Source organism: Geobacter grbiciae, from assembly GCF_018531165.1.
In the GTDB taxonomy this organism is placed as follows: domain Bacteria; phylum Desulfobacterota; class Desulfuromonadia; order Geobacterales; family Geobacteraceae; genus Geobacter; species Geobacter metallireducens.
In genome coordinates this window covers 15,143-33,384 of sequence record NZ_JAHDIW010000027.1, presented here as the reverse complement: position 1 = coordinate 33,384, position 18,242 = coordinate 15,143, and the positions used below count along the sequence as shown (strand labels likewise).

Below are 18,242 nucleotides of genomic sequence, written 5' to 3'. Positions count from 1 at the left end.
ATCCTTTTCCATTGACGACCTCCTTGAACACGTAGATTTACCTCATTTTCGTGTCCAAGAAAACCGGGGCCGCCATATCACCGATAGAATCGAATAATGTGAGCCGAAAATTGCGAGGGTTGCGCGCCGGCGTGATTATGATTGCGAGCCGTTACAGGTAAGCATTCTTATATCTGGAATGTTCATGGGTGGTTCCTTAAAGGGTTATCTGCCGAGGTCAAGGGCACGGTTCCTGCCCAGCTCGTGGGCCTTGTTCACCTGTGAAACAAATTCCGGGTTCTTGGTCACGGTATAAATATCTTTCGGTTGGATGGTGAAGGGCTTTCCTTCGAGGCCCTTCATCTTCTCGCGCACACCCTTCAGGTCGTGTACGCGTTCCTTGATTACGTCCACCACGTCCTTTTCCGGCTTCGGCATGTCGGGGGACCTCTTCAGTAGCTCGGCCTCGCTGGTCATCAGCTTTTCGATCTTTTCTGGGGAACTGATACTTTCCTCGAAAAACTTCACTTCCTGGTCGATTTGTCGCACGATCTCAGCGCCCGAAACGGTCAATTGCTGCGCCTGTTCCACCTGTTTGAGAAAGCGTGAGTCCTGAATGATGGCGTGAATGTCCTTGTCCTCGACGATGAACTGTTTGTCATGGAGCCCTGTAAGGTTCTTGTGAGCTTCCTTCATGTCCTTGAGCCTACCCTTGACCAATTCAACCGCGTCCACTTCAGGAAGTCCATGGAGCGTAGAAAGTTCCTGATTCGCCTTAGTAAGCTTCATTATTTTTTCATCGCCGCTGATGGCGTTTTCCAGGACTTTCACCTCATTGTCAATTTTTTCAACAAGGTCTTTACCTGAAATCTCTATCATTCTCATCCGTGACTTCTCCTTAATTTGTTCGAGTATGGAATCAATGTTTTCCTGGTGCCGAAATATGCTTTCCCCATGGACAGGGGTAACGGGGATCGTAAAGCTGTGACCCTCCAGGGCGTTGTCCGTAATGCCCGAAATGATCCGTTCGGCGTTATCGCGGTTGGACGTTTCCCGGTCTTTGTTCCATCGAGGATTATCCCCCTGGTAAAGCTCTATATCCCGCAGCCGTTGGACCGAACCGGATTTAAGAGCCGCCGCCCACTCCATGATTTCCGCACCTGTTTTATTCATGTCCCTTCACTCCCACAATCCTCGGTGGTTTTCCCTTGCGTCTCGAAACGCCTTAAGGAACCGTTCTTGATGCTTCACATTCGGGGGTATCGTCATGAGGGAAGCGTAACCGGCCCTGACTATCGACTCGTTGAGCATCGAGCCGTCCCGGAGATAGACATAGGCAAGAAGCCGTCGATACTTGTCCCGCTGCTGCACGTCTGTTTCAAGCCGCACAACATCGCCTTTTCGCACAAGGGACCGGGCGAAGGCTGCTGCTTTCTTCCCCTGCAGAACGATTGCGGCCAGCTCCTCACCACTTCGAGCGCTGTCTTTGAGGGCCTTCGCGTTTGCCTTGCTCTCGGGGGTGTCAATGCCGATAAGCCTGACGGATTCGTTGTGCCCTTCGACTTCAATCTTCAGGGTGTCTCCGTCGATGACGCGGAGCACCTTAGCTGCAAGTTCCAGGGCGAAAACAGGGGAGGGGAGAACCGTCAGGAGAGGGAAAAGGAGGGTTACGAGAAAGGACCTCATTTGCCGAGTTTATCCAGAGTCGGCACAACGACCCTGGTTTCTTCTTTCTTCGTCCACCCCCCGTAAAGATGCTCTTTCCGAAGACGGGTTTCGGCTTCGAGGGCGTTGATCGCGTCCGGATCGTCCCTGAACTTGCCGGGGTTGTCCTTGTATTTGTCCAGGACGGCCCTTCTTTCCGCCTCGTGCTGCTTGTAGTATTCGACCGTTTTGGGCTCCTTGCTGCATGCGCCGAACGTGATACCGGCTAAGGCAACAAAAGCTGCGAAAGCTATTCTCTTCATCCGCGATTCTCCTCATCTCCGGAGTAGATTCTTTCCTCGGTTTCCGGGTAGACTACCGGCCCCCGGGCGGGCTTCGCCCGGTCCTTGCGGCGTCGGTATATAACCGCTCCGACAAGGACGAGGGCGACCCAAACGATAAGACCTATCTGGAGAAAATTTGAGTTCATAATCAGGCCTCGCTGCCGGCTTCTTTCGCTGCCGGCATGGGCTGTGGTTGCGGCTTGGGCTGCTGTGGTCTCTTTTTGCTACCCGTGGGCTCAGGCAGGGGGGAGAGAGGATTTTCCTTGAGGTACGCAAGAAACTCTTTGTCTGAAGCAAAGAAGCCTTCAAGTATTTCGTTCACGATGTAATCGGAATCGGCTTTCTTGCCATAAGCGGCTTCATAGGCCTGTAAATAGGCGTGCAGTTTGCGAAGCGTTTCAGGCTTCAGCTTGAAGGTTGTTTTTATCGGTTCTGGTTCTTCGGGGATAGGCTTGATTTTAAGGGACATGGGAAGTTCCCTCCTTTTCAAAATAGTGAACTAGGGCAGTGTAAAGCGTGACACGTATTGAAACCGCGTAGCGCTCTGACACAGCTTTCAGCTTGTCGTGAAGGTTTTTGCGGAGTCTGTAGCCGGTGAGAACCCCACGACTTTTCAATGTCGGAATGAAGGTAATCCTTGAAGTTTCTTCCGCGAATTTCAGGAATGATTCGACCGCTTTTTCAACTTCATCCTGGATTGTTATATCGTCTTCCACCGCCTTCATTTTGATCCGCTTCTTCAGTTCCTCGTCTACACGAAGTTGAATAGTATCCACCCCATCGTAGATCAAATCATCTCCCCCTGTAAGGACGTAATATCAGGTCTTTCGTGACGAAGACATTAAACTTCATTCCAGGGCGGATTTCAATCGTTGGTTGGATGTTGAGATTTTTTCTTGTTATCTGTTGTCCGGCGTCGTTTATGTTCTGTGCGGCGCCAGCCACGGCCAGCTGCTCAAAGTTCGGGTTTTGCACTCCGGCGGGACCGACTGCGACCTGGGCGGCGGCACCTAAAACGCTCCCCAGAACCACCCCGGACAAGAGCCGCATATAATGGTTGTTCACCTTGTCGGTAAGCCCCGCGTAACCGCGAAGATCAACCCCCGGCATTCCTTCAAGACCTATGGAATCGCCGTTCGGAAGAATCAGCCGTGTCCAGACGATCAGAGCCCGTTCCTGACCATAGGCAACCTTGCTGTCATACTCGCCTATGATCTTCGTTCCCTGGGGGATGAGGAGGAAGCGGCCCGAAACGCTGTCATAGATGTTTTCTCGAATTTGCCCGACGATCTGACCGGGAAGATCTGAATTGATTCCGGTGATGAGGACGCCGGGAAAGATGGAACCGGCTTTGATCTCGTAAGGTGAAAGCGGCCGTTGAAGACCGGCCTCAAGGTATGCGCCCCCCCCGCGTTTCGGCTGCGTGAATCCCCGCTTCTCGTCCTGCATGTTCTGGTCGGCGGGTGCGCCGCCCACACCACCGAGGGCCGCCGTGAGTGCTGCCATGTCGGGCATCTGTGGTGCCCCGGCCCCGCCCCCGGCGACGCCGAGAGGGGTGGATTGGGACCGGTCACGGCCTCCGAAATCGGTAGGGTTGCCGAAGGTGAGGGGAGAACGCCGGGCTTCCAGGGCGTCTTTGCGTTTCTGATCCTTCTCCTGGAAGTGCATTTGCTGCTCGATGGACGGTTGACCCTGCCCGCCGCCCGAGACCGGATAGGTGGTGTAATAAGGTTCTCCCGCCGCCGTCCTCTGGTGGTCGAGCTGCGCCCCGCCCAAATCTCCGGTAAGCGGAGCGCCGAGTTGCGGGACGCCCGCCGGCGTTTGCCGCATTGCGGAATAGGTACCGGGGGCTGCGTTCAGCACTTCCGGCATGTTCGGAGCAGTGGCGTTTCCTTGCGTGGCGGCCGCTTTCTTCTGCTGGGCGGCCGCTTCTTCCGCTGACTGCTTTTTCTGCGGTGAAAAGGCCCATATGAGAGATATGGCCGTGAAGCCACCGATTATCGCCACGATGGACATGACAACTTTCCGGTTGAGTCTCGTTGTATCGGGCTTCGGCTGCATCAGCGGCAATTCCGGAACCGGAATTTCCGCCTGTTCTTCTCTGTCGTCCTCGATGGGGTGTTTGTACTCTGCCATGCGGAAGCTCCTTAAGGGGTATCAATCCCGGCGGGTATGTCGTTTTTCTTGTGACTCGATGATGAGTTGGACCCGCCGAACCAGCTCCACGGCTTGTCCTTTTTGACGAGAACCCGCTCGTCTTTGCCGCTTCGCAGCTCTGCCACGTCAAAGAGGCGGTCAACGATATAGTAATCACCCTTTACGCGATAGTTGACCAGATTCAGTTCGTCGCCGTCCTTGATGAAGAGCGCCGGGGCCTCGGTGTTTTTCATCTCGGGATTCATTTGAATGAAAGTCTTCGAGCCATCGTCAAAGACGCGAACCGGCGTCCAGGAATAATCATCATCCGGTTTGACCTTGTATTTGAAGTTCAGGTTCTCGGCCGCAACCGCCGGCGCTGCCTTGAGGTCGTCTAGTCGCTGTTCTTCCCGCCGCATCGCCTCCATCTTCGCCGCCTCTTCATGGGGATAGTTCCAGGTCATGACCGGCATATAGTTCTTGTTGGTGGACTTTGCGGAGACGTGGTAAACGTGCCGGTCGGTCGTGATGATGAAGTTCGTTTCAAGACCCGCCTGAACCGGCTTGACCAGGACGTGTGTAGTGGCGTTCTCGCCGCTGCCGCTGATGGCCTTGGCGACAACCCACCGAACCGTATCACCGGCGATGACCGGCCCGGTCAGATTCTCTCCCGGCTGGAGCTCGATGTCGGTAACCCGGTTCACGCCGGCGTGGAGCACGTAGTTAGCTCCCGGACTGTAATTGTAGACGGTTTTGATCTCCACTTGCGGCGAATTCGTGGGCCGCTGCGTCGATTCCTTGATGCTGGAATCAACGACGTGATGATCCTTGAGGGCGCTGATTTCGGACCTCAACCCTTCCACAAGCTCATCCCTGGACTGCGGGGCGTCCTCGTCGGCCGCTTCGACCTTCTTGACCGGCTTCTTTTTCTTCGCTTTTTTCGCCGTCTTCGCGTCCTTCGCGTTGACCGGAACGAGGGTCAGCTTTTCCGGCTTCTCGGAAGGGGGCGACGGCGCAACCTGCGGGGAAACGGCCGGTTGGGGAGCCGAGGCTGAAGTGATCGGCATCTGTTGCGGGATGCCGGGCACCGTGGCTTGTTGCGCGAGGGCCTGTGCTGCGAAGGCCGTTACTGCCAGGATCAGGACGATTTGTTTTCTCATGCAAGCGCTCCTTTATACGTCTTTCGACCAGCTGAATTGTTTGATGTAGAGGCCGATGGGGTTGACCATAAGGGTTTTTTCATCCTTCGGCGGCTGAAACTCGATGGAGAAAAGGCCGGTCATCGACTGGCTCCCGATGGTCACCCCTTCACGGTTGTAAACGGTTTCATTCCACCGGACTTGATAGGTGTCTTTCGACATTGCCGTGACGTTGATGACCTGGACGGCAACCGTCTCTTGTCCGATGTGTGAAAAGGGCTGCTCCTTCTGGGCGATTTCGTTGAGGGTATTGGCGGCTCCCTGCCGCAAATACTGATACGCCTTGAGCCAGGAGTTTTTCGCTACAACCGGGTCGAGCGGAAGCGAACGAACACTGGTCACGAACTGGCTGAGGAAGAATTTGATTTCGTTCTCCCCCGGAGCGTAGTTCATCTGTTTGGCGGGGCCTGCGGCCTGAACGATTCCTTCGCTGTTCACCTGGACAACATAGGGAACCACCTGGGTCTTACTGGACTGATAGATAAGGCCGCAAACGGCGATAGCCGCAACGCCGATGGTCCCGATAGCGGTGATACGCCAGTTCTTGGCCTGCACCCGTGCGCTCCCTATCCGCTTATCCCATTCCTCCTGAGCGAGCTGGTAGGGAGTCACCGGGGCCGTGGCTGGCTTGAGGCTGACAGGTGAATCGTTTAACTCATTCTTGCTCATACGTGATGCTCCTTTTTACCCTTTTTCGTTGTCCGGAATCGGCACCGAGAGCCCCCCGGTCGGGGTTGCTTCGGGGGGGATGGTTGCCTTGGCCTGCTGAAGGCGATTGGCCCAATCGGGCTTTTGGTTCGGGGCGTTCGGTGTTGTTGTGCTTCGCGTGTCGGTGGCTCTGCTTGCCCCGCCAGAACCGGCCGCGGTCGTAGTCGCCCCTCCCCCGGTCTTGACGGAAGGTCCGCCGGAGCCTGGGGTACCGCTGCCGGCAGGATCGCCCCCACGACCGACAACCGTTCCCCCCGTGGCGGTAAAGCCACGCTCGGCACCGGTTTGGTATGACTCGCGGATGCCGGCGGCCGCCGTGGAAACCGTTTCCGTGGCGACATTTCGGGCCATGGATGCAACCCCTTTAGCGGCTCCGACAGTTTGTGAAACGGCACCGCCGGGCTCGGCCACGGCCCCCATGCGAGCCGCCGAGGCTACTGCGCCGGCTCCGTGAGCCGCTGCCCTGGTGGCGGCCACGCCTCCCGAAGCCGTTTCCTTCATGGCCTGTTTCGCGGCGAGACCACCACCCGCAATCCCAAGAGCGGCGGCAGCCCCAACCCCCATACCTGCCCCGGCGGTAAGTGATGGGGAACCGGCGAGAAGCCCCCCGGCGATGCCTGGGGCATGCCACGCAAGCATGGCGATGGCGACGACCGCCAGGAACATAATCATGATCTTTTGCAGCGGCGGATCGGGCGGGAGATTCAGGCCCGCCAGGACCGGCCGCGAAACGCTCACAATGAAAGACAACACCATCAGGCGAATGCCGAAAGAGATGATGGCACCAAATACCTTTTCCGTTATGAAGCTCGTGTATTTGAATACGCCGAACGGAATCAGGATCAGGGAAAGGACGGCAATCAGGTAAAACTCCAGATAGGTGATGAAGACCTGGATCGCCAGGGCGAAGAACGCCAGAAGCACAAGGAGCCCGGCAAGGCCGGTCATGATGACGTCAGGGAGGTTTGCCAGGGTGTCAACGGCACCATAATTCTGAATATGCTGAAAAATAGGCTCGGTAACGGTGAGCCCGTAATCGACGATTGCGGACGGGTCCTTGATGAGGCTGATGGAGCCGGACCCTCCGGCCTTCAGGCCGGTGTTGATGAATCCGCTTATCACCTTGTCAATGAGCCAGTCGTATTTCGTGACGACGAAGATGAAAAAACCGACCTTGATGCAAAGCCGCAACAGCTCTTTCAAAGCGTCGCTTTCGGTCAGAGCCCACCAGACAGCGGCAATGGTCAGCTCCAGGGCGGCCAGAATCCCCAGAAGACTCCAGGCATCCCCGAAGATCTGTCCGTAACCGCCGGTGAACGCCGACGAAAAGGTATTGAGAAGAGTTGTCAGTATTCCGCTGTCAGTTCCCATTTCGTCCCTCAGTGCAGTTTGTCGATGTTCGTGTTGACGGTCCTACTTCCCTTCTTAGACCAGTCTCGGTAAAGATTGTCTTTTTTCGCCTTGGCTGCGGCTTCGCCTGAAGCCCGCTCAGCCATGTAAGCGGATTCCGCTCGCTGGCTGGAAGCCATGAGTTGCTGCAATTGGGCGAGTTGTTTAGCCTGTAAGAGCGCGATATTGGCGATATTCTGAAGCCCGTCACGAGAACCTTGGACAAGCGCCGTTCTGGTTCGTAAATCACTTATTGCATTCTTGTCTTGAACAAACGAATTTTTCATATTCGCCTGAACATCCATTGCAGCCTTGGTGTTGGTATAAACCTCTTGATTCCATTTAATGGCATACCCGGCATAATCCCTGCCGCTCATGGTGTTATAGCGGGCAAAGTCGGGATATTGGTTGTTGAAGGTCTGTTGAAGTCGGGCGTAATCATTGGCTATCCCCTGGGCCTTCAGCATAATCTGCTGCAAGTCGTCGAGTCCGGCCACGTCCAGAAGATAATTCAGGTTTTTCAGGTTCTGCGCTTCGTTCTGGAGCTGCTGATACTGGTTTGCAAGCTGCCTGAGCTGTGTCGCGTACTGATTAGCCAGCGTCGTATACTGCTGTATCTGCGACATATAGTTCAAGAGCGCCTGCATAAGGTTTGAATAATCCAAGACGGGAATGGTGGCAGACGCGGGTTGGCTTGTAGCGACAACCAGGCAGAAGCAAAGTATTGTAAATAGGCGCTTCATTATTACCTCCTTCCGAGACGTTTCTTGAACTCGGCATAAGTTTCTACCGCAGCCACGCGGCCGTCTGCTTCCCCGGAAGAAACACTATACCCGTCGCACCGATCTTCTTTGGAAGCATCTACGTAAGGAAGTTCGGATTGAAGTTCCTCATTAATCATGTATTTTCTAGGAAGTTGATCGTTAAGAACCTCGGTGCCCCATTGATCTATAAAGGTGTTCCTGAACCCCACCTTGTAGGCCTCCACGTTGCAGACATAACCACGCGGATAGGCGGTGACGGCCTTGACGACATACCCCCCCTTGCCCCCTATGTCGCCGATGTAGATAGGCCCGGTCGCTCCCCTCGCCCCCTTCGCCGCTGAACTGCCCCTTCCGCCGGTCCCTGGAACTTGATAGTCCGGCAACTTCGGAAGCTGCGGAAGCTGAAAATTCGCGCACGCTGAAAGAACGCTACAGGCAACGATCACGAGCATAAGTCGTTTCATACCTCGACCTCCCTCAATTAAGAAGCTCAAGAGCCCAAGTGAGCCCCTTGCAAGTCAGCCACTCCCGGTTAAACCCTTCTTTTCCCTTCTCCCGCAGGATCGTCTTGACCACCTTTTGGTCTTCCTTGCTGCTGGCCGCGCAATATGCGAGGGCCAGCGGGCCAAGGCCCAACTCGAAGAGCCGGTTCCCCATGGGACTCTGATAGTAGTAGTGACGCTTGGGGGTAGCCTGGGCGAGCATCTGAATCTGGCGCTCGTTGAGGCCGAAGCGCCGGTAAATTTCGGCGGTCCCTTCCTCGGTGGCCTTGTCGTTCGGCAGAAAGACCCTGGTCGGGCAAGACTCGATGAGCGCTGAAGCTATGGCGCTGTTCGCAATGTCGGTAAGGTTCTGCGTGGCAAACAGCACCTGCGTGTTAGTTTTCCGCAAGACCTTGAGCCATTCGCGAATCTTCGCGGCGAAGATCGGGTTATCGAAAAAGACCCAGGCTTCATCGAGGATCAGTTTCGTGGGAACGCCGGTGAAACGTTTCTCCAGCCGGTGAAAGAGGTATGAGAGGACCGGCGGCACCACAGCGGGGGTGTGCATCAGGGTTTCCATTTCAAATGCCTGCCACTTGCCGTAACCAAGGGAATCGCCGGTTGCGTCGAGGATATGCCCGAACTGCCCGTCAATCGTGTAGGTGGTGAGGGCCTGTCGGAGAGTGAGGTTCTGCAGAAGCGCCATTAGGCCGCTTATGGTCCGCTGCTCCCGTGGAGCGGTCGCCAGACTGGACAGGGCGGCCCATGTTTCGGCCTTAACCGTTGGGGTTATTTCCACGTTCTCCTGCCGGAAAAGATCAAGTACCCATTCGGTAGCCCACGACCGTTCAAGCTCGTTGTCGATTTCAGCTAGGGGCTGAAAGGCAAGCCCCCCCTCTTCGCCGAGGTCATAGAATTCACCGCCGACCCCGGCGGTCAAGGCCCGTGAACTCCCTCCCTTATCGAAGATGTAGACCTGGGCGTTTTTGTACCGTGGAAACTGAGCCTCCAGAAGGGCGAGAAAAACCGATTTGCCGGACCCGGTAGGGCCTACCACCATGGCATGCCCCACGTCGCCCACGTGGAACGAAAGGCGAAAGGGGGTGCTCCCCGAAGTAACGCCATGGAGGAGCACCGGCCCGTCAAGATGCTTATTACGATCCGGCCCCGCCCATACTGCCGAAATAGGCAGGAGATGCGCGAGATTGAGGGTGTTGAGGAGTGGCCGGCGCACATTGGCCCGGCAGTGGCCGGGAACGGTCCCAAGCCATGATTCCACCGCGTTCATGTTTTCGCTTATCGTGGTAAAGCCGGTGGAATTGATGACTTTCTCAACGGCCCGCGTCTTCGCTTCAAGGCGTTTGGGATCTTCATCCCAAACAGCGACCGTCGCCGTGAAGTATCCGTAGGACACAACGTCGTCGGAAACCTCCTGGAGGGCGGCGTCGGCGTCGAATGCCTTATTCTCGGCGTCGGAATCAGTCATGACCGACTCGCCGCCGGTCACGAGCTCCTTGATCATGGTGACAACGGTTTTGCGCTTGGAGAACCATTGCCGCTTGTATCTCGTCAGCTCTTGCTGTGCATCAACCTTGTCCAGGGCGATATACCGGGTTGACCAGCGGTATTCGATGGCAAGCCGGTTGAGGGCGTCCAGAATTCCCGGGATACTCGAACCCGGGAAACCCATGATCGAAACTGCTTTGATCCTGTGCTTGCCAAGACGCGGCTCCAGGCCTCCCGTAAGGGGCGTATCCGCCAGAACCGCGTCGAGGTACATCGGCACTTCGGGCACACGCACCGGGTGACGCTTCACGGAAACGGTGCTGTGGAGATAGGTAAGGGTTTCCTCGTCAGTGAGCGGCCGCACTTCCGGAAGGACCCCGCCCAAAAGGTCGATGACCCGGTTTACTTCGACGGTAAACCCGTTCAGGTGTGCCCGGTAATCTACGGTGTTCTTTCCGCCGGCGGTATTCTCGATAAACATGGCGGCAACCTTGCCGGTACTGTCCGGAGGCGGCAGGTAGACGAACGTCAGGTAATACTCGCTCTCGAAGTGGGCGTTCTCCTCGAAAAGAGCCCGCCGCTCCTCGTCGATCAGATAGGTTACCGGGTCGGGGAATGAAGACTTCGGGTAACGGCTTGAGACGTGCCGTTGCGCCTCGGCGAAGATCGCCCACCCGGAACCTAGACGCTTGAAAACGTTATTGAGCCGGGCCGCCACCGCGACCAGCTCCGATTCCGTTGCGCTGTCCAGGTCAGGCCCCCGGAAAGCGATGGACTTCTGGAACGAACCGTCCTTGTTGAGAATCACGCCGGGGCCTACCAAAGCGGCCCATGGAAGCAGGTCGGTGAGACGGTCGGGGTTTTGTCGGTATTCCTTGATGCTGTACATGGGGTGTTCCTGTGCGCTATGCGCTGTAGTAGTTTTTCTGGCGGATATGCCGCTTGAACACGTCGAAGAACTGAGGGTCTTTCTTCGTGGCTGCGTATGCCAGAAGGTGGAGAATCAACCCGAGAGGGATTGCCAGAAACGAATGAAGCCCAAGCCCGAGAGCGGCAACGAAAGTGCCGTTGAGGATGGCGACGTTGCGCGGCACGCCGGCAATCATGATCTGCTCGGTCAAACTCCGGTGAATGGGAACCTCGAACCCGCTGACAGACATTTCCCCTCCCTAGAACGCCACGCCGCCGCCGAAACCGAAGAAGCTCAAGCCGAAGCTCGCGGCGGTAAAGGCGATGGAAAGGCCAAAGACGATCTGAAGCAGTTTCTTCATCCCCGTGCCCCCTTCGCCGAAGGCAAGGCCGATGCCGGTTGCGATGATCGCGATAACGCCAAGGATTTTAGCGACCGGACCGGAAAAGCTGTCGAGGATCTTCTGCATGGGACCCTCCCACGGCATCCCGGAACCGGCGGCAAAAGCATTCGCGGCCACCAGGACCACCAAACCTACCGTAATCATTTGCACAACTCTTTTTCCCTTCATTGACGACCTCCCGTGAGTGTTTTGTTGCAGTTCTTTTTAATTGAAACCGCGTATTAGATGTGCAACATTAGCGTCAAATTATCATTGGAGAAAACACGAGTCAACAGCAAATTATCTAAAAAATAATTTATTGTTGACGCAAGGCAAAAAAATTTAGTCGATGCGTCTTGTCTGGTATTTTCCCCTCTCTACCCCCTCCACACGTACTATTTCCTTGATCCTCCTGCCGTGACCGGCACGTTCGATGTGAATGACGATAGTGACCGCTTCCGCGATGAGTTCACGCGGGACGGTGATGACGGCCTCCTGGATCAGCTGTTCAAGTCTGGTCAAGCCGGCGGCGGCATTGTTGGCGTGAACGGTCGCCACCCCTCCGGGATGGCCGGTGTTCCACGCCTTCAGAAGCGCCAGCGCTTCCGGTCCCCGGACCTCCCCGACCACGATCCTGTCAGGACGAAGCCTGAGCGTCGCCCTCAGAAGGTCATTCATGGAGGCAACCCCTTCCTTTGACCGGAGAAAAACCGTGTCCGGAGCGGAGCATTGGAGCTCCCGCGTGTCCTCGATGATGACAATACGGTCATTGGTGGCCGCTATCTCGTGAAGGACCGCGTTGACCAGGGTGGTCTTGCCGGTGCCGGTGCCGCCTACCACAAGGATATTCTCTTTATTGTTGACGGCCTCGATGATCGTTGCCCGCTGCCGCTCGCTCATGATCCCCTGAGCAACGTAATCGTCGAGGGTGAAGATCATCAACGCCTTCTTGCGGATCGTGAAGACGGGGTTTGTGGTCACGGGTGGAATGACCCCCTGGAAGCGGCTCCCCACTTCCGGGAGCTCTGCGCTCAGGATCGGGTTTTCAGGGTTACAGGCGGCACCCACGGCCCCGGCCACAAGCTGAATGATTCTCAAGGAGTCTTCGTGCTTGATGGTGTGCCCGGTGTCCTCCCTCCCTGCCCCTAGCCGGTCGATCCACAGTTTTCCGTCCGGATTGAGCATCAATTCGACAACGTTATCGTCGGTCAATAGCCGTCCCACTTCCGGACCCATGGCGGTCTTCAGCATCATAACCAGGCGCTCGGCGCTGGTTTCCTTTTGAACGGTTTTCAGGTGTCGATGTGGCATTTCTCTAGTCCTCCTCTGTCCCTTCCTCTTCAACGTCGAAAAATTCGTCAGCCTTGATTAGCACTTCGCGGGGGATTTCGTCAAACAGGCAGTTGCCGGCCTGAAGTCTCTCACCGAGGACCTTGACGAAGGAGCTGTAACGCCTCCCCCCGGCCCGCTCGGCAACCTCCTTCTGTTCCTCCGGAAGCTCCAGGGTGTTCGTGAGCCATACCCGCACAAAGAGCCCGAGGGCTTCGCCAAGGATCTCGTTCCCCCGTTCGACCGCCTTAAGCCGCCGCTCGATCCGGCTCAGGTGGCGGCCTATCAGGGCCTCCTTTTTATCGCTGTCGGATGGGGAAAGGAAGTCCTTGACGGCCGCCTCAACAATCGCCGTCTTCGTGACACCCCGGCGCTTTCGGCATATCGCCTCAAGCTGTGTGTTTATCTCCTCCGGAAGGCGTATGGAAAACTTGACGCTTCTGCTCACAGGGAAACCCCCCTCTCCTTATGGTCGTCTTCATCCTCTTCATCAGGGGTGTTCTGGGCGAGAAGGATTACCTTCTTCAAGTAATCACCCCCCTCCTCGCTCTCTTCCGCCTCCTCCGTTTCGTCCGGTCCTTCACGATCACCGGGGGGCTCCAGTTTGGGCGGTGGCGGCGGAATCCGGCACACGTCGCTTTTCGCCGGTGCCGGCTTGAGCCGGTTGGTGAAATTTTCGTCCTGGTGGTAGAAGAGTTTGTTTGCCTTGATGGCGGGAAATCCGGTGACGAAAAGGAGTTCGTCGTCGTATGGCATGACAAGCACCTCGTCGGGAGTCATGAGCGGCCGGCCGATTTCCTGGGTTCCAAAACTCGCGTTCGTGAGCCAGGGGTTAAGACGGTGGCCTGAATAGGTCTGGCTCTGTACCAGCTCCGTCCTCTGGCCGAGCATGCGAGAGACCCGTTCGGCCGTCTCGACGGTGCTCGGAGTGAAAACGGCCCGGACAAGGCAATTGTCTATGATGCTGTTGTTTTCGCCGTAGGTCTTGAAGAGCTGGTTGAGGCTCTGCACGATGAGAAGCGGCTTGATACCGTAGCCGGCCACAAACGCAAGCTGTTTCTCGAAGTTCTCAAGCTTGCCGAAGGCCGGGAACTCGTCGAGAAGCAGGAGCAAACGATGCTCGTATGAGGCGACGGGTCGGCCGTTCTCGAATTCCATTTTTTCTGTCAACCTCGTGACGATCAGATTAAGGATGATGCGGGTCAGAGGCGTTGCCCGCAGTAGATCGCTTGAGGGAATGACGAGATAGAGGGAAACCGGTTTTTCATGGTTCATCAGATCCTTGATGGTGAACTCGCTGCACGCCGTATTGCTGGCAATAACCGGGTCCTGGTAGAGCTCCAGAAAGCTCAAGGCGGTGGAGAGAACCCCGGACCGTTCCTTTTCGTCCTTGTTGAGCAACGCCTGTGCCGCATGGGCAACAACCGGATGCGTTTCTGATGCGGAACCGTAGACCCTTCGGAATACTTCTCGATCCTCGACCTTCTTCAGGTGATTGAACTGCCGCATGGTCAAAAGCGTGTAGGTGAAATCCCTGTTTGGATCGGAAAAAAGGTTGGCAACCCCGGCAAGGGTCGGGCTGTATTCGTGGGAATAGAGCACGTGAAGAATGGCCCCCACGAGAAGGGCATGACCGGTCTTTTCCCAATGGTCCAGATTCCCCGTCCCTTGAGGGTCGATTATCATGTCAACGATGTTCTGAACGTCCCTGACTTCGTGGTCTGTTCCAAGGCGGACCTCGGCCAGCGGGTTGAACCTGACGCTGGTTCCGTCATTGGCTGTAGGATCAAACTTCATGGTGATATTCTTCAGGCCGTGCTTGCGAAATCCCGACGTTATACCCCAGTTCTCCCCCTTGATATCGGTGACAACGACCGAATGGGGCCACGTGAGAAGTGAAGGGACGATGATGCTGACCCCCTTGCCGGCCCGCGTCGGCGCATAGACCAGCACCGGTTCAGGGCCGTCATGCCGCAAATATTCTCCCTCCTTCGAGACACCAAGGACTATCCCCTTCCCTTCCAAGAGCTTCGCCCGTTTCAGGTCGTCATGATCCGCCCACCGTGCCGTGCCATGGCTGGTCAATTCCTTCGGTTTCTTTGCCCGCAGAAGAGCTAATCCAATGGCGACGCATACCCCCAGGATGCTCCCGGCGAAAGCGAATAAGAGCGCCTTGTCGAATATCTTCGGGGCATAGGCGTGATAGTGAAATACCCAGATGAAAATCTTCAGCGGGAAATAGATCGGTACCCCTTTGAGGACAATCATCGGCGGCCCCAATTGCGGCTGATAGGCAAGCCACTTCGCGGCAAACTGCGTTGACGTCCATACCCCGGCTAAAAAGATGATCAGGATCAGGAGACTGGACAAGATCAGGAATCTATTCGGCTTCATCGTCACCCCCCCCTAGTTCACGAATCATTTCTTCATCGAGCGGTTCAAAAGTAGTCTCGCAGACGCCGCAGACAACGCGATTTGTGCCGTCGAACGGCATCGGCGAAAGACACTCCGGACACAAGAATTGCTTTCCCCGCTTGCGGTGGCGAATGGCGTCAATGTCGATCACGGTACCCTGTTGCTTCATCGCTTAACGTCCCCTCCCCTGCTCTTTCCCAGCACTCCTGAATGATACTTGCCGTGCGTGTAGAGCCCCCTTCTGCATCTGGATAACAACGCGGCTCCCTTCTTCCATCCCTTTCCGGAAGGGGACGCACGTAAACTGTTGACCCTCCCGCAATACAACATGTGGCCCGCTCGGCAGGTGACAAGTAGCCTCGACCGTGCCGGTGAACGTATCGCCGGCCTGAAGGTCAACGGGAGTGCCGTACTGCCGGGATAGCGCCTTGTTCGCCGCCACCATCTGACGCTTGTACAGTTCGTCGAGAAAATCGGCTCTCAGCTCCAAACCGTAGGAGGTTTTTTCAGCCAACTGCAACTGACAGAGCTTTTCCGCGCGCTCCCGTTTCGCAGCTTCCAGGCTCTCTCTGAAGATGCTGTTGCGTCCGGAAGTTTCAGATATTCCGGACGGTAATTGCCGGTCTAGCCACGTTGGGGCTTCGGTCCCTATCTGCTGGGTCAAACTATGCCGCGATTCGAGGGTTATCTTGACGTGTCGGGCGCTCGCCGCTGTCCGTTCCGAAAGTTCTTTGATTTTATCTTCCAGGTCGGGGGGAACCCTCCACGCTGATTTCCCGGTTCGCTCAACGAGGCCCTGACTTTCCAGAACCTTCAACCTCGTCAGGTGGCTATCAATGAAACGCTCCTTTGTGGCCCCCTGTGGAAGACGATAACTGTTTACCTGTTTCAGGTGTTTTTCAGACATATAGATGCCGTTGTTTCCGGCGGCAATCTCCATGATGTTTCTGTCGGACTTCTTGATCTCCAAGGCCGGGGCATGAACTGAGACGGTGACGATGGAACCGGGTACGGCTTCATGTCCCGGCTCCTCGGAATACTTGGTCAATGGCACGTAATAGGCTCGGTTGTCGGTGGCGCTAATAATAAGATACTTCCGCTCGTGTAGTTCGTCGGAAAGGCCCTTGTCCATGACAACGCCGGTAATGGGTGTTCTGGCGCTCTTTGGATCGAAGATAACCCGCTCCTGTCCGGCCTCATTAAGGCTCCTGTGCATCGTCTTGATTATGTCGCCTCTGGTCCCCAGATTGCGTAACGTGGTCTCCATGTTGTCGGCAATGGTCCATACCCCTGGCGAGACTTCTTTTGCAAGCTCTAGTTCTTCAAGATGTTTGAGTCGTTGCATCTGTACGCTTCGTTTAAATACGGCGAAGCTGTGACGGAAATTGACCGGGTTGTTACGCAGGTCTATTTCCATATCCTCACTAGCTGCTGCCATCTTGAGCAAGTCCCTGTCGATCTGTGTGAAGCGGTCTTTAGTGACTTCCTTTGTCAGGCCCTCCCGTATCTCCAGCTCGCTTCTGTAGCCTAGTCGTTCCGTGGCTATTTCGCTCGCCCTCCCCCGCACCCCGTTTGCAATGTAGTCCCGGCTGATAACCAGGTCTCGCCCTTGCTCGTCTAATCCGCGCACCAGCAAATGAGTGTGCGGTGTGTCGGTGTTGTAGTGATTCACTACGATGCAATCAAGGCGGGTGTTAAGGTCCTGCTCCATGCGTTTAACCAGCTCTTCAGCAAACTCTCTCATGTCAAGATTATGAGAGTTCTCAGGGGAAACAATGAAGTGGAAATGATGCTTGTCGGTTGCCGCTTTGCTGGCCCATTCCTGGAGCTGTTCGGCGGTCATTTCCTGTCCGTTGTTGTAGGCGATAGGTTTGCTGCCTGGCTCCTGTCCTGCGCCGCTTCGCGTGATGTATGAGATGTGAGACTTGATCGCGGCTTTCCGTGCTGCGGTGGTCGTCTTGCGCACGTAACGCGCTTTGACTACAACGCGCTGGGCGCTCTTTGCCGGTGCTTTGACGTAAGAGTTTTTCCCCGCGCTTTTGCCGCGTTTCGAGCTTCCGGAACGAGCGGAATCCGGGGCGCTCTTTGCGCTGCTTCGCGCAATTCTGTCAACCGTTTTCAGGAAGGAAAGCGTCTTGCGAACTTCCTTCTTGCCGGATGCTGTCTTGCGCTTCGTTTTGAGCTTGATGGTGAAAGAATCGTCGGCAAAACTGCCGCTGTCGCTCTGCATGCGTAAGCCCTTGATTTTGCGTTGTTTGTGTTTATGCCACCCGTTTTTTAAGCGTAATTATAAATAGTTTGAGATTATTTGCCACCCTTTTAATAAAAAGGTGGCAACAATTTAACATACATTCAGAACGGTTACACGTCAGTGTCACCCGTTCTTTTATCTTGCCTTAAGATAGCAGGTCGGTTTTAGATGCCTGGTTTGCCCCCTCCCCCGCCCGTTCCTTCGCAGAACAGGGATGAGCCGTCGCCCGTGAGGGAAAGAGAATTCTGCCCCTGCCTTTTCGCCTCCTTCTTCGGCTTCTCCGCCTTCCTCCGGCTGTCGGCCTTCGGTGCGCTGCCGTTAAGGGCCACGCGGTACCCCACTCCCGCCGCCTGGAGGATCTTGTTGATGTAGCCCGGCCCTCTCCAGGCGGAACCGGTGTTGTAGGCGGAAAGAGCTTTGTAGAGAACAGTTATCTTGTCCTCTCCTGGTCGGTCGTTCCGGCGGTAGAAGTCGGCAAGGATCGTGGATCCGGCCTTGATGTTCCGGCAAGGGTCAAAGACTTCATCAAGAGACAGCTTCATGGGCCTGAGATGGATGCTGTTGATCTGCATAAGTCCCATGTCAATGTTGTGGCCTTGCGCCAGAAGTTTCGAGGCGACCGTTACGGCCTCTTCCTTCGACCTGGGCGCATAGCTCTTCCTCTCCGTGTTGTCGCCGATTGCATAGGGGTTCCCTCCGCTCTCGACCTTGATTATTGCGAGCGACGTTGACGGCTCTACGGCGGGGCCGCACTGCCCGCACAGTGAGGAGAAATAGAGCATCCCTGCGATGAGTAACATGAGC

Annotated in this window: 21 protein-coding genes; all 21 read right to left on the bottom strand. The window is 55.9% G+C overall.

From position 1 onward, the window contains the following. Nucleotides 1–204 precede the first annotated feature (204 nt). The gene (locus KJB29_RS18470) at nucleotides 205–1,152 is read right to left on the bottom strand and encodes a hypothetical protein (protein ID WP_215735795.1); all 948 of its coding nucleotides are present in this window, start codon (nucleotides 1,150–1,152) and stop codon (nucleotides 205–207) included. Nucleotides 1,153–1,158: 6 nt separating this feature from the next. Further along, entirely contained in the window at nucleotides 1,159–1,665 is a 507-nt protein-coding gene (locus KJB29_RS18465; protein ID WP_215735794.1) for a thermonuclease family protein, read from the bottom strand. Next, nucleotides 1,662–1,946: an EexN family lipoprotein gene (locus KJB29_RS18460; RefSeq protein WP_215735793.1), complete on the bottom strand. Its 285-nt coding sequence runs from the start codon at nucleotides 1,944–1,946 to the stop codon at nucleotides 1,662–1,664. Before KJB29_RS18460 ends, KJB29_RS18465 begins: the two co-directional genes overlap by 4 nt. Then, the gene (locus KJB29_RS18455) at nucleotides 1,943–2,113 is read right to left on the bottom strand and encodes a hypothetical protein (RefSeq protein ID WP_215735792.1); all 171 of its coding nucleotides are present in this window, start codon (nucleotides 2,111–2,113) and stop codon (nucleotides 1,943–1,945) included. Before KJB29_RS18455 ends, KJB29_RS18460 begins: the two co-directional genes overlap by 4 nt. Before the next feature lie 2 nt (nucleotides 2,114–2,115). Continuing rightward, nucleotides 2,116–2,436: a DUF2274 domain-containing protein gene (locus KJB29_RS18450; RefSeq protein WP_215735791.1), complete on the bottom strand. Its 321-nt coding sequence runs from the start codon at nucleotides 2,434–2,436 to the stop codon at nucleotides 2,116–2,118. Beyond that, nucleotides 2,426–2,758 (bottom strand): hypothetical protein, encoded by a 333-nt coding sequence (locus KJB29_RS18445; protein WP_215735790.1) that lies wholly within the window; start codon nucleotides 2,756–2,758, stop codon nucleotides 2,426–2,428. The genes KJB29_RS18450 and KJB29_RS18445 overlap by 11 nt, the downstream gene beginning before the upstream one ends. Nucleotide 2,759: 1 nt before the next feature. Next, complete coding sequence (locus KJB29_RS18440) at nucleotides 2,760–4,103, bottom strand: TraB/TrbI/VirB10 family type IV secretion system protein (protein ID WP_215735789.1); 1,344 nt, start codon at nucleotides 4,101–4,103, stop codon at nucleotides 2,760–2,762. An 11-nt stretch (nucleotides 4,104–4,114) separates the two neighbouring features. Next, nucleotides 4,115–5,263, bottom strand: coding sequence for a P-type conjugative transfer protein TrbG (gene trbG, locus KJB29_RS18435; protein WP_215735788.1), 1,149 nt, complete (start codon nucleotides 5,261–5,263; stop codon nucleotides 4,115–4,117). Between the two features lie 12 nt (nucleotides 5,264–5,275). Then, nucleotides 5,276–5,971, bottom strand: coding sequence for a conjugal transfer protein TrbF (gene trbF / locus KJB29_RS18430; RefSeq protein ID WP_215735787.1), 696 nt, complete (start codon nucleotides 5,969–5,971; stop codon nucleotides 5,276–5,278). A gap of 15 nt (nucleotides 5,972–5,986) precedes the next feature. Then, nucleotides 5,987–7,381: a P-type conjugative transfer protein TrbL gene (trbL, locus tag KJB29_RS18425; protein WP_215735786.1), complete on the bottom strand. Its 1,395-nt coding sequence runs from the start codon at nucleotides 7,379–7,381 to the stop codon at nucleotides 5,987–5,989. A gap of 8 nt (nucleotides 7,382–7,389) precedes the next feature. After that, nucleotides 7,390–8,142: a P-type conjugative transfer protein TrbJ gene (trbJ, locus tag KJB29_RS18420; RefSeq protein ID WP_215735785.1), complete on the bottom strand. Its 753-nt coding sequence runs from the start codon at nucleotides 8,140–8,142 to the stop codon at nucleotides 7,390–7,392. A gap of 2 nt (nucleotides 8,143–8,144) precedes the next feature. Continuing rightward, complete coding sequence (locus KJB29_RS18415; protein ID WP_215735784.1) at nucleotides 8,145–8,627, bottom strand: hypothetical protein; 483 nt, start codon at nucleotides 8,625–8,627, stop codon at nucleotides 8,145–8,147. A 13-nt stretch (nucleotides 8,628–8,640) separates the two neighbouring features. Continuing rightward, on the bottom strand, nucleotides 8,641–11,040 hold the full coding sequence (trbE, locus tag KJB29_RS18410; protein WP_215735783.1) for a conjugal transfer protein TrbE: 2,400 nt from the start codon (nucleotides 11,038–11,040) through the stop codon (nucleotides 8,641–8,643). A gap of 16 nt (nucleotides 11,041–11,056) precedes the next feature. Further along, nucleotides 11,057–11,311: a VirB3 family type IV secretion system protein gene (locus tag KJB29_RS18405; protein ID WP_215735782.1), complete on the bottom strand. Its 255-nt coding sequence runs from the start codon at nucleotides 11,309–11,311 to the stop codon at nucleotides 11,057–11,059. Between the two features lie 9 nt (nucleotides 11,312–11,320). Then, a complete protein-coding gene (locus KJB29_RS18400) occupies nucleotides 11,321–11,632 on the bottom strand; it encodes a TrbC/VirB2 family type IV secretion system protein (RefSeq protein WP_215735781.1) in 312 nt (103 codons plus the stop codon). A 153-nt stretch (nucleotides 11,633–11,785) separates the two neighbouring features. Beyond that, nucleotides 11,786–12,754, bottom strand: a complete 969-nt coding sequence (trbB, locus tag KJB29_RS18395) for a P-type conjugative transfer ATPase TrbB (protein ID WP_215735780.1) — start codon at nucleotides 12,752–12,754, stop codon at nucleotides 11,786–11,788. A 4-nt stretch (nucleotides 12,755–12,758) separates the two neighbouring features. Beyond that, nucleotides 12,759–13,220 carry a hypothetical protein gene (locus tag KJB29_RS18390; RefSeq protein WP_215735779.1) on the bottom strand — a complete coding sequence of 154 codons (462 nt, stop codon included), beginning with the start codon at nucleotides 13,218–13,220 and terminating at the stop codon, nucleotides 12,759–12,761. Further along, a complete protein-coding gene (gene traG / locus KJB29_RS18385; protein WP_215735778.1) occupies nucleotides 13,217–15,166 on the bottom strand; it encodes an IncP-type conjugal transfer protein TraG in 1,950 nt (649 codons plus the stop codon). The genes KJB29_RS18390 and traG overlap by 4 nt, the downstream gene beginning before the upstream one ends. Then, entirely contained in the window at nucleotides 15,153–15,356 is a 204-nt protein-coding gene (locus KJB29_RS18380; protein ID WP_215735777.1) for a hypothetical protein, read from the bottom strand. Before KJB29_RS18380 ends, traG begins: the two co-directional genes overlap by 14 nt. Before the next feature lie 3 nt (nucleotides 15,357–15,359). After that, entirely contained in the window at nucleotides 15,360–17,417 is a 2,058-nt protein-coding gene (locus tag KJB29_RS18375; RefSeq protein ID WP_215735776.1) for a DUF3363 domain-containing protein, read from the bottom strand. Nucleotides 17,418–17,602: 185 nt separating this feature from the next. Then, a complete protein-coding gene (locus KJB29_RS18370) occupies nucleotides 17,603–18,238 on the bottom strand; it encodes a lytic transglycosylase domain-containing protein (RefSeq protein WP_215735775.1) in 636 nt (211 codons plus the stop codon). Nucleotides 18,239–18,242: the final 4 nt, after the last annotated feature.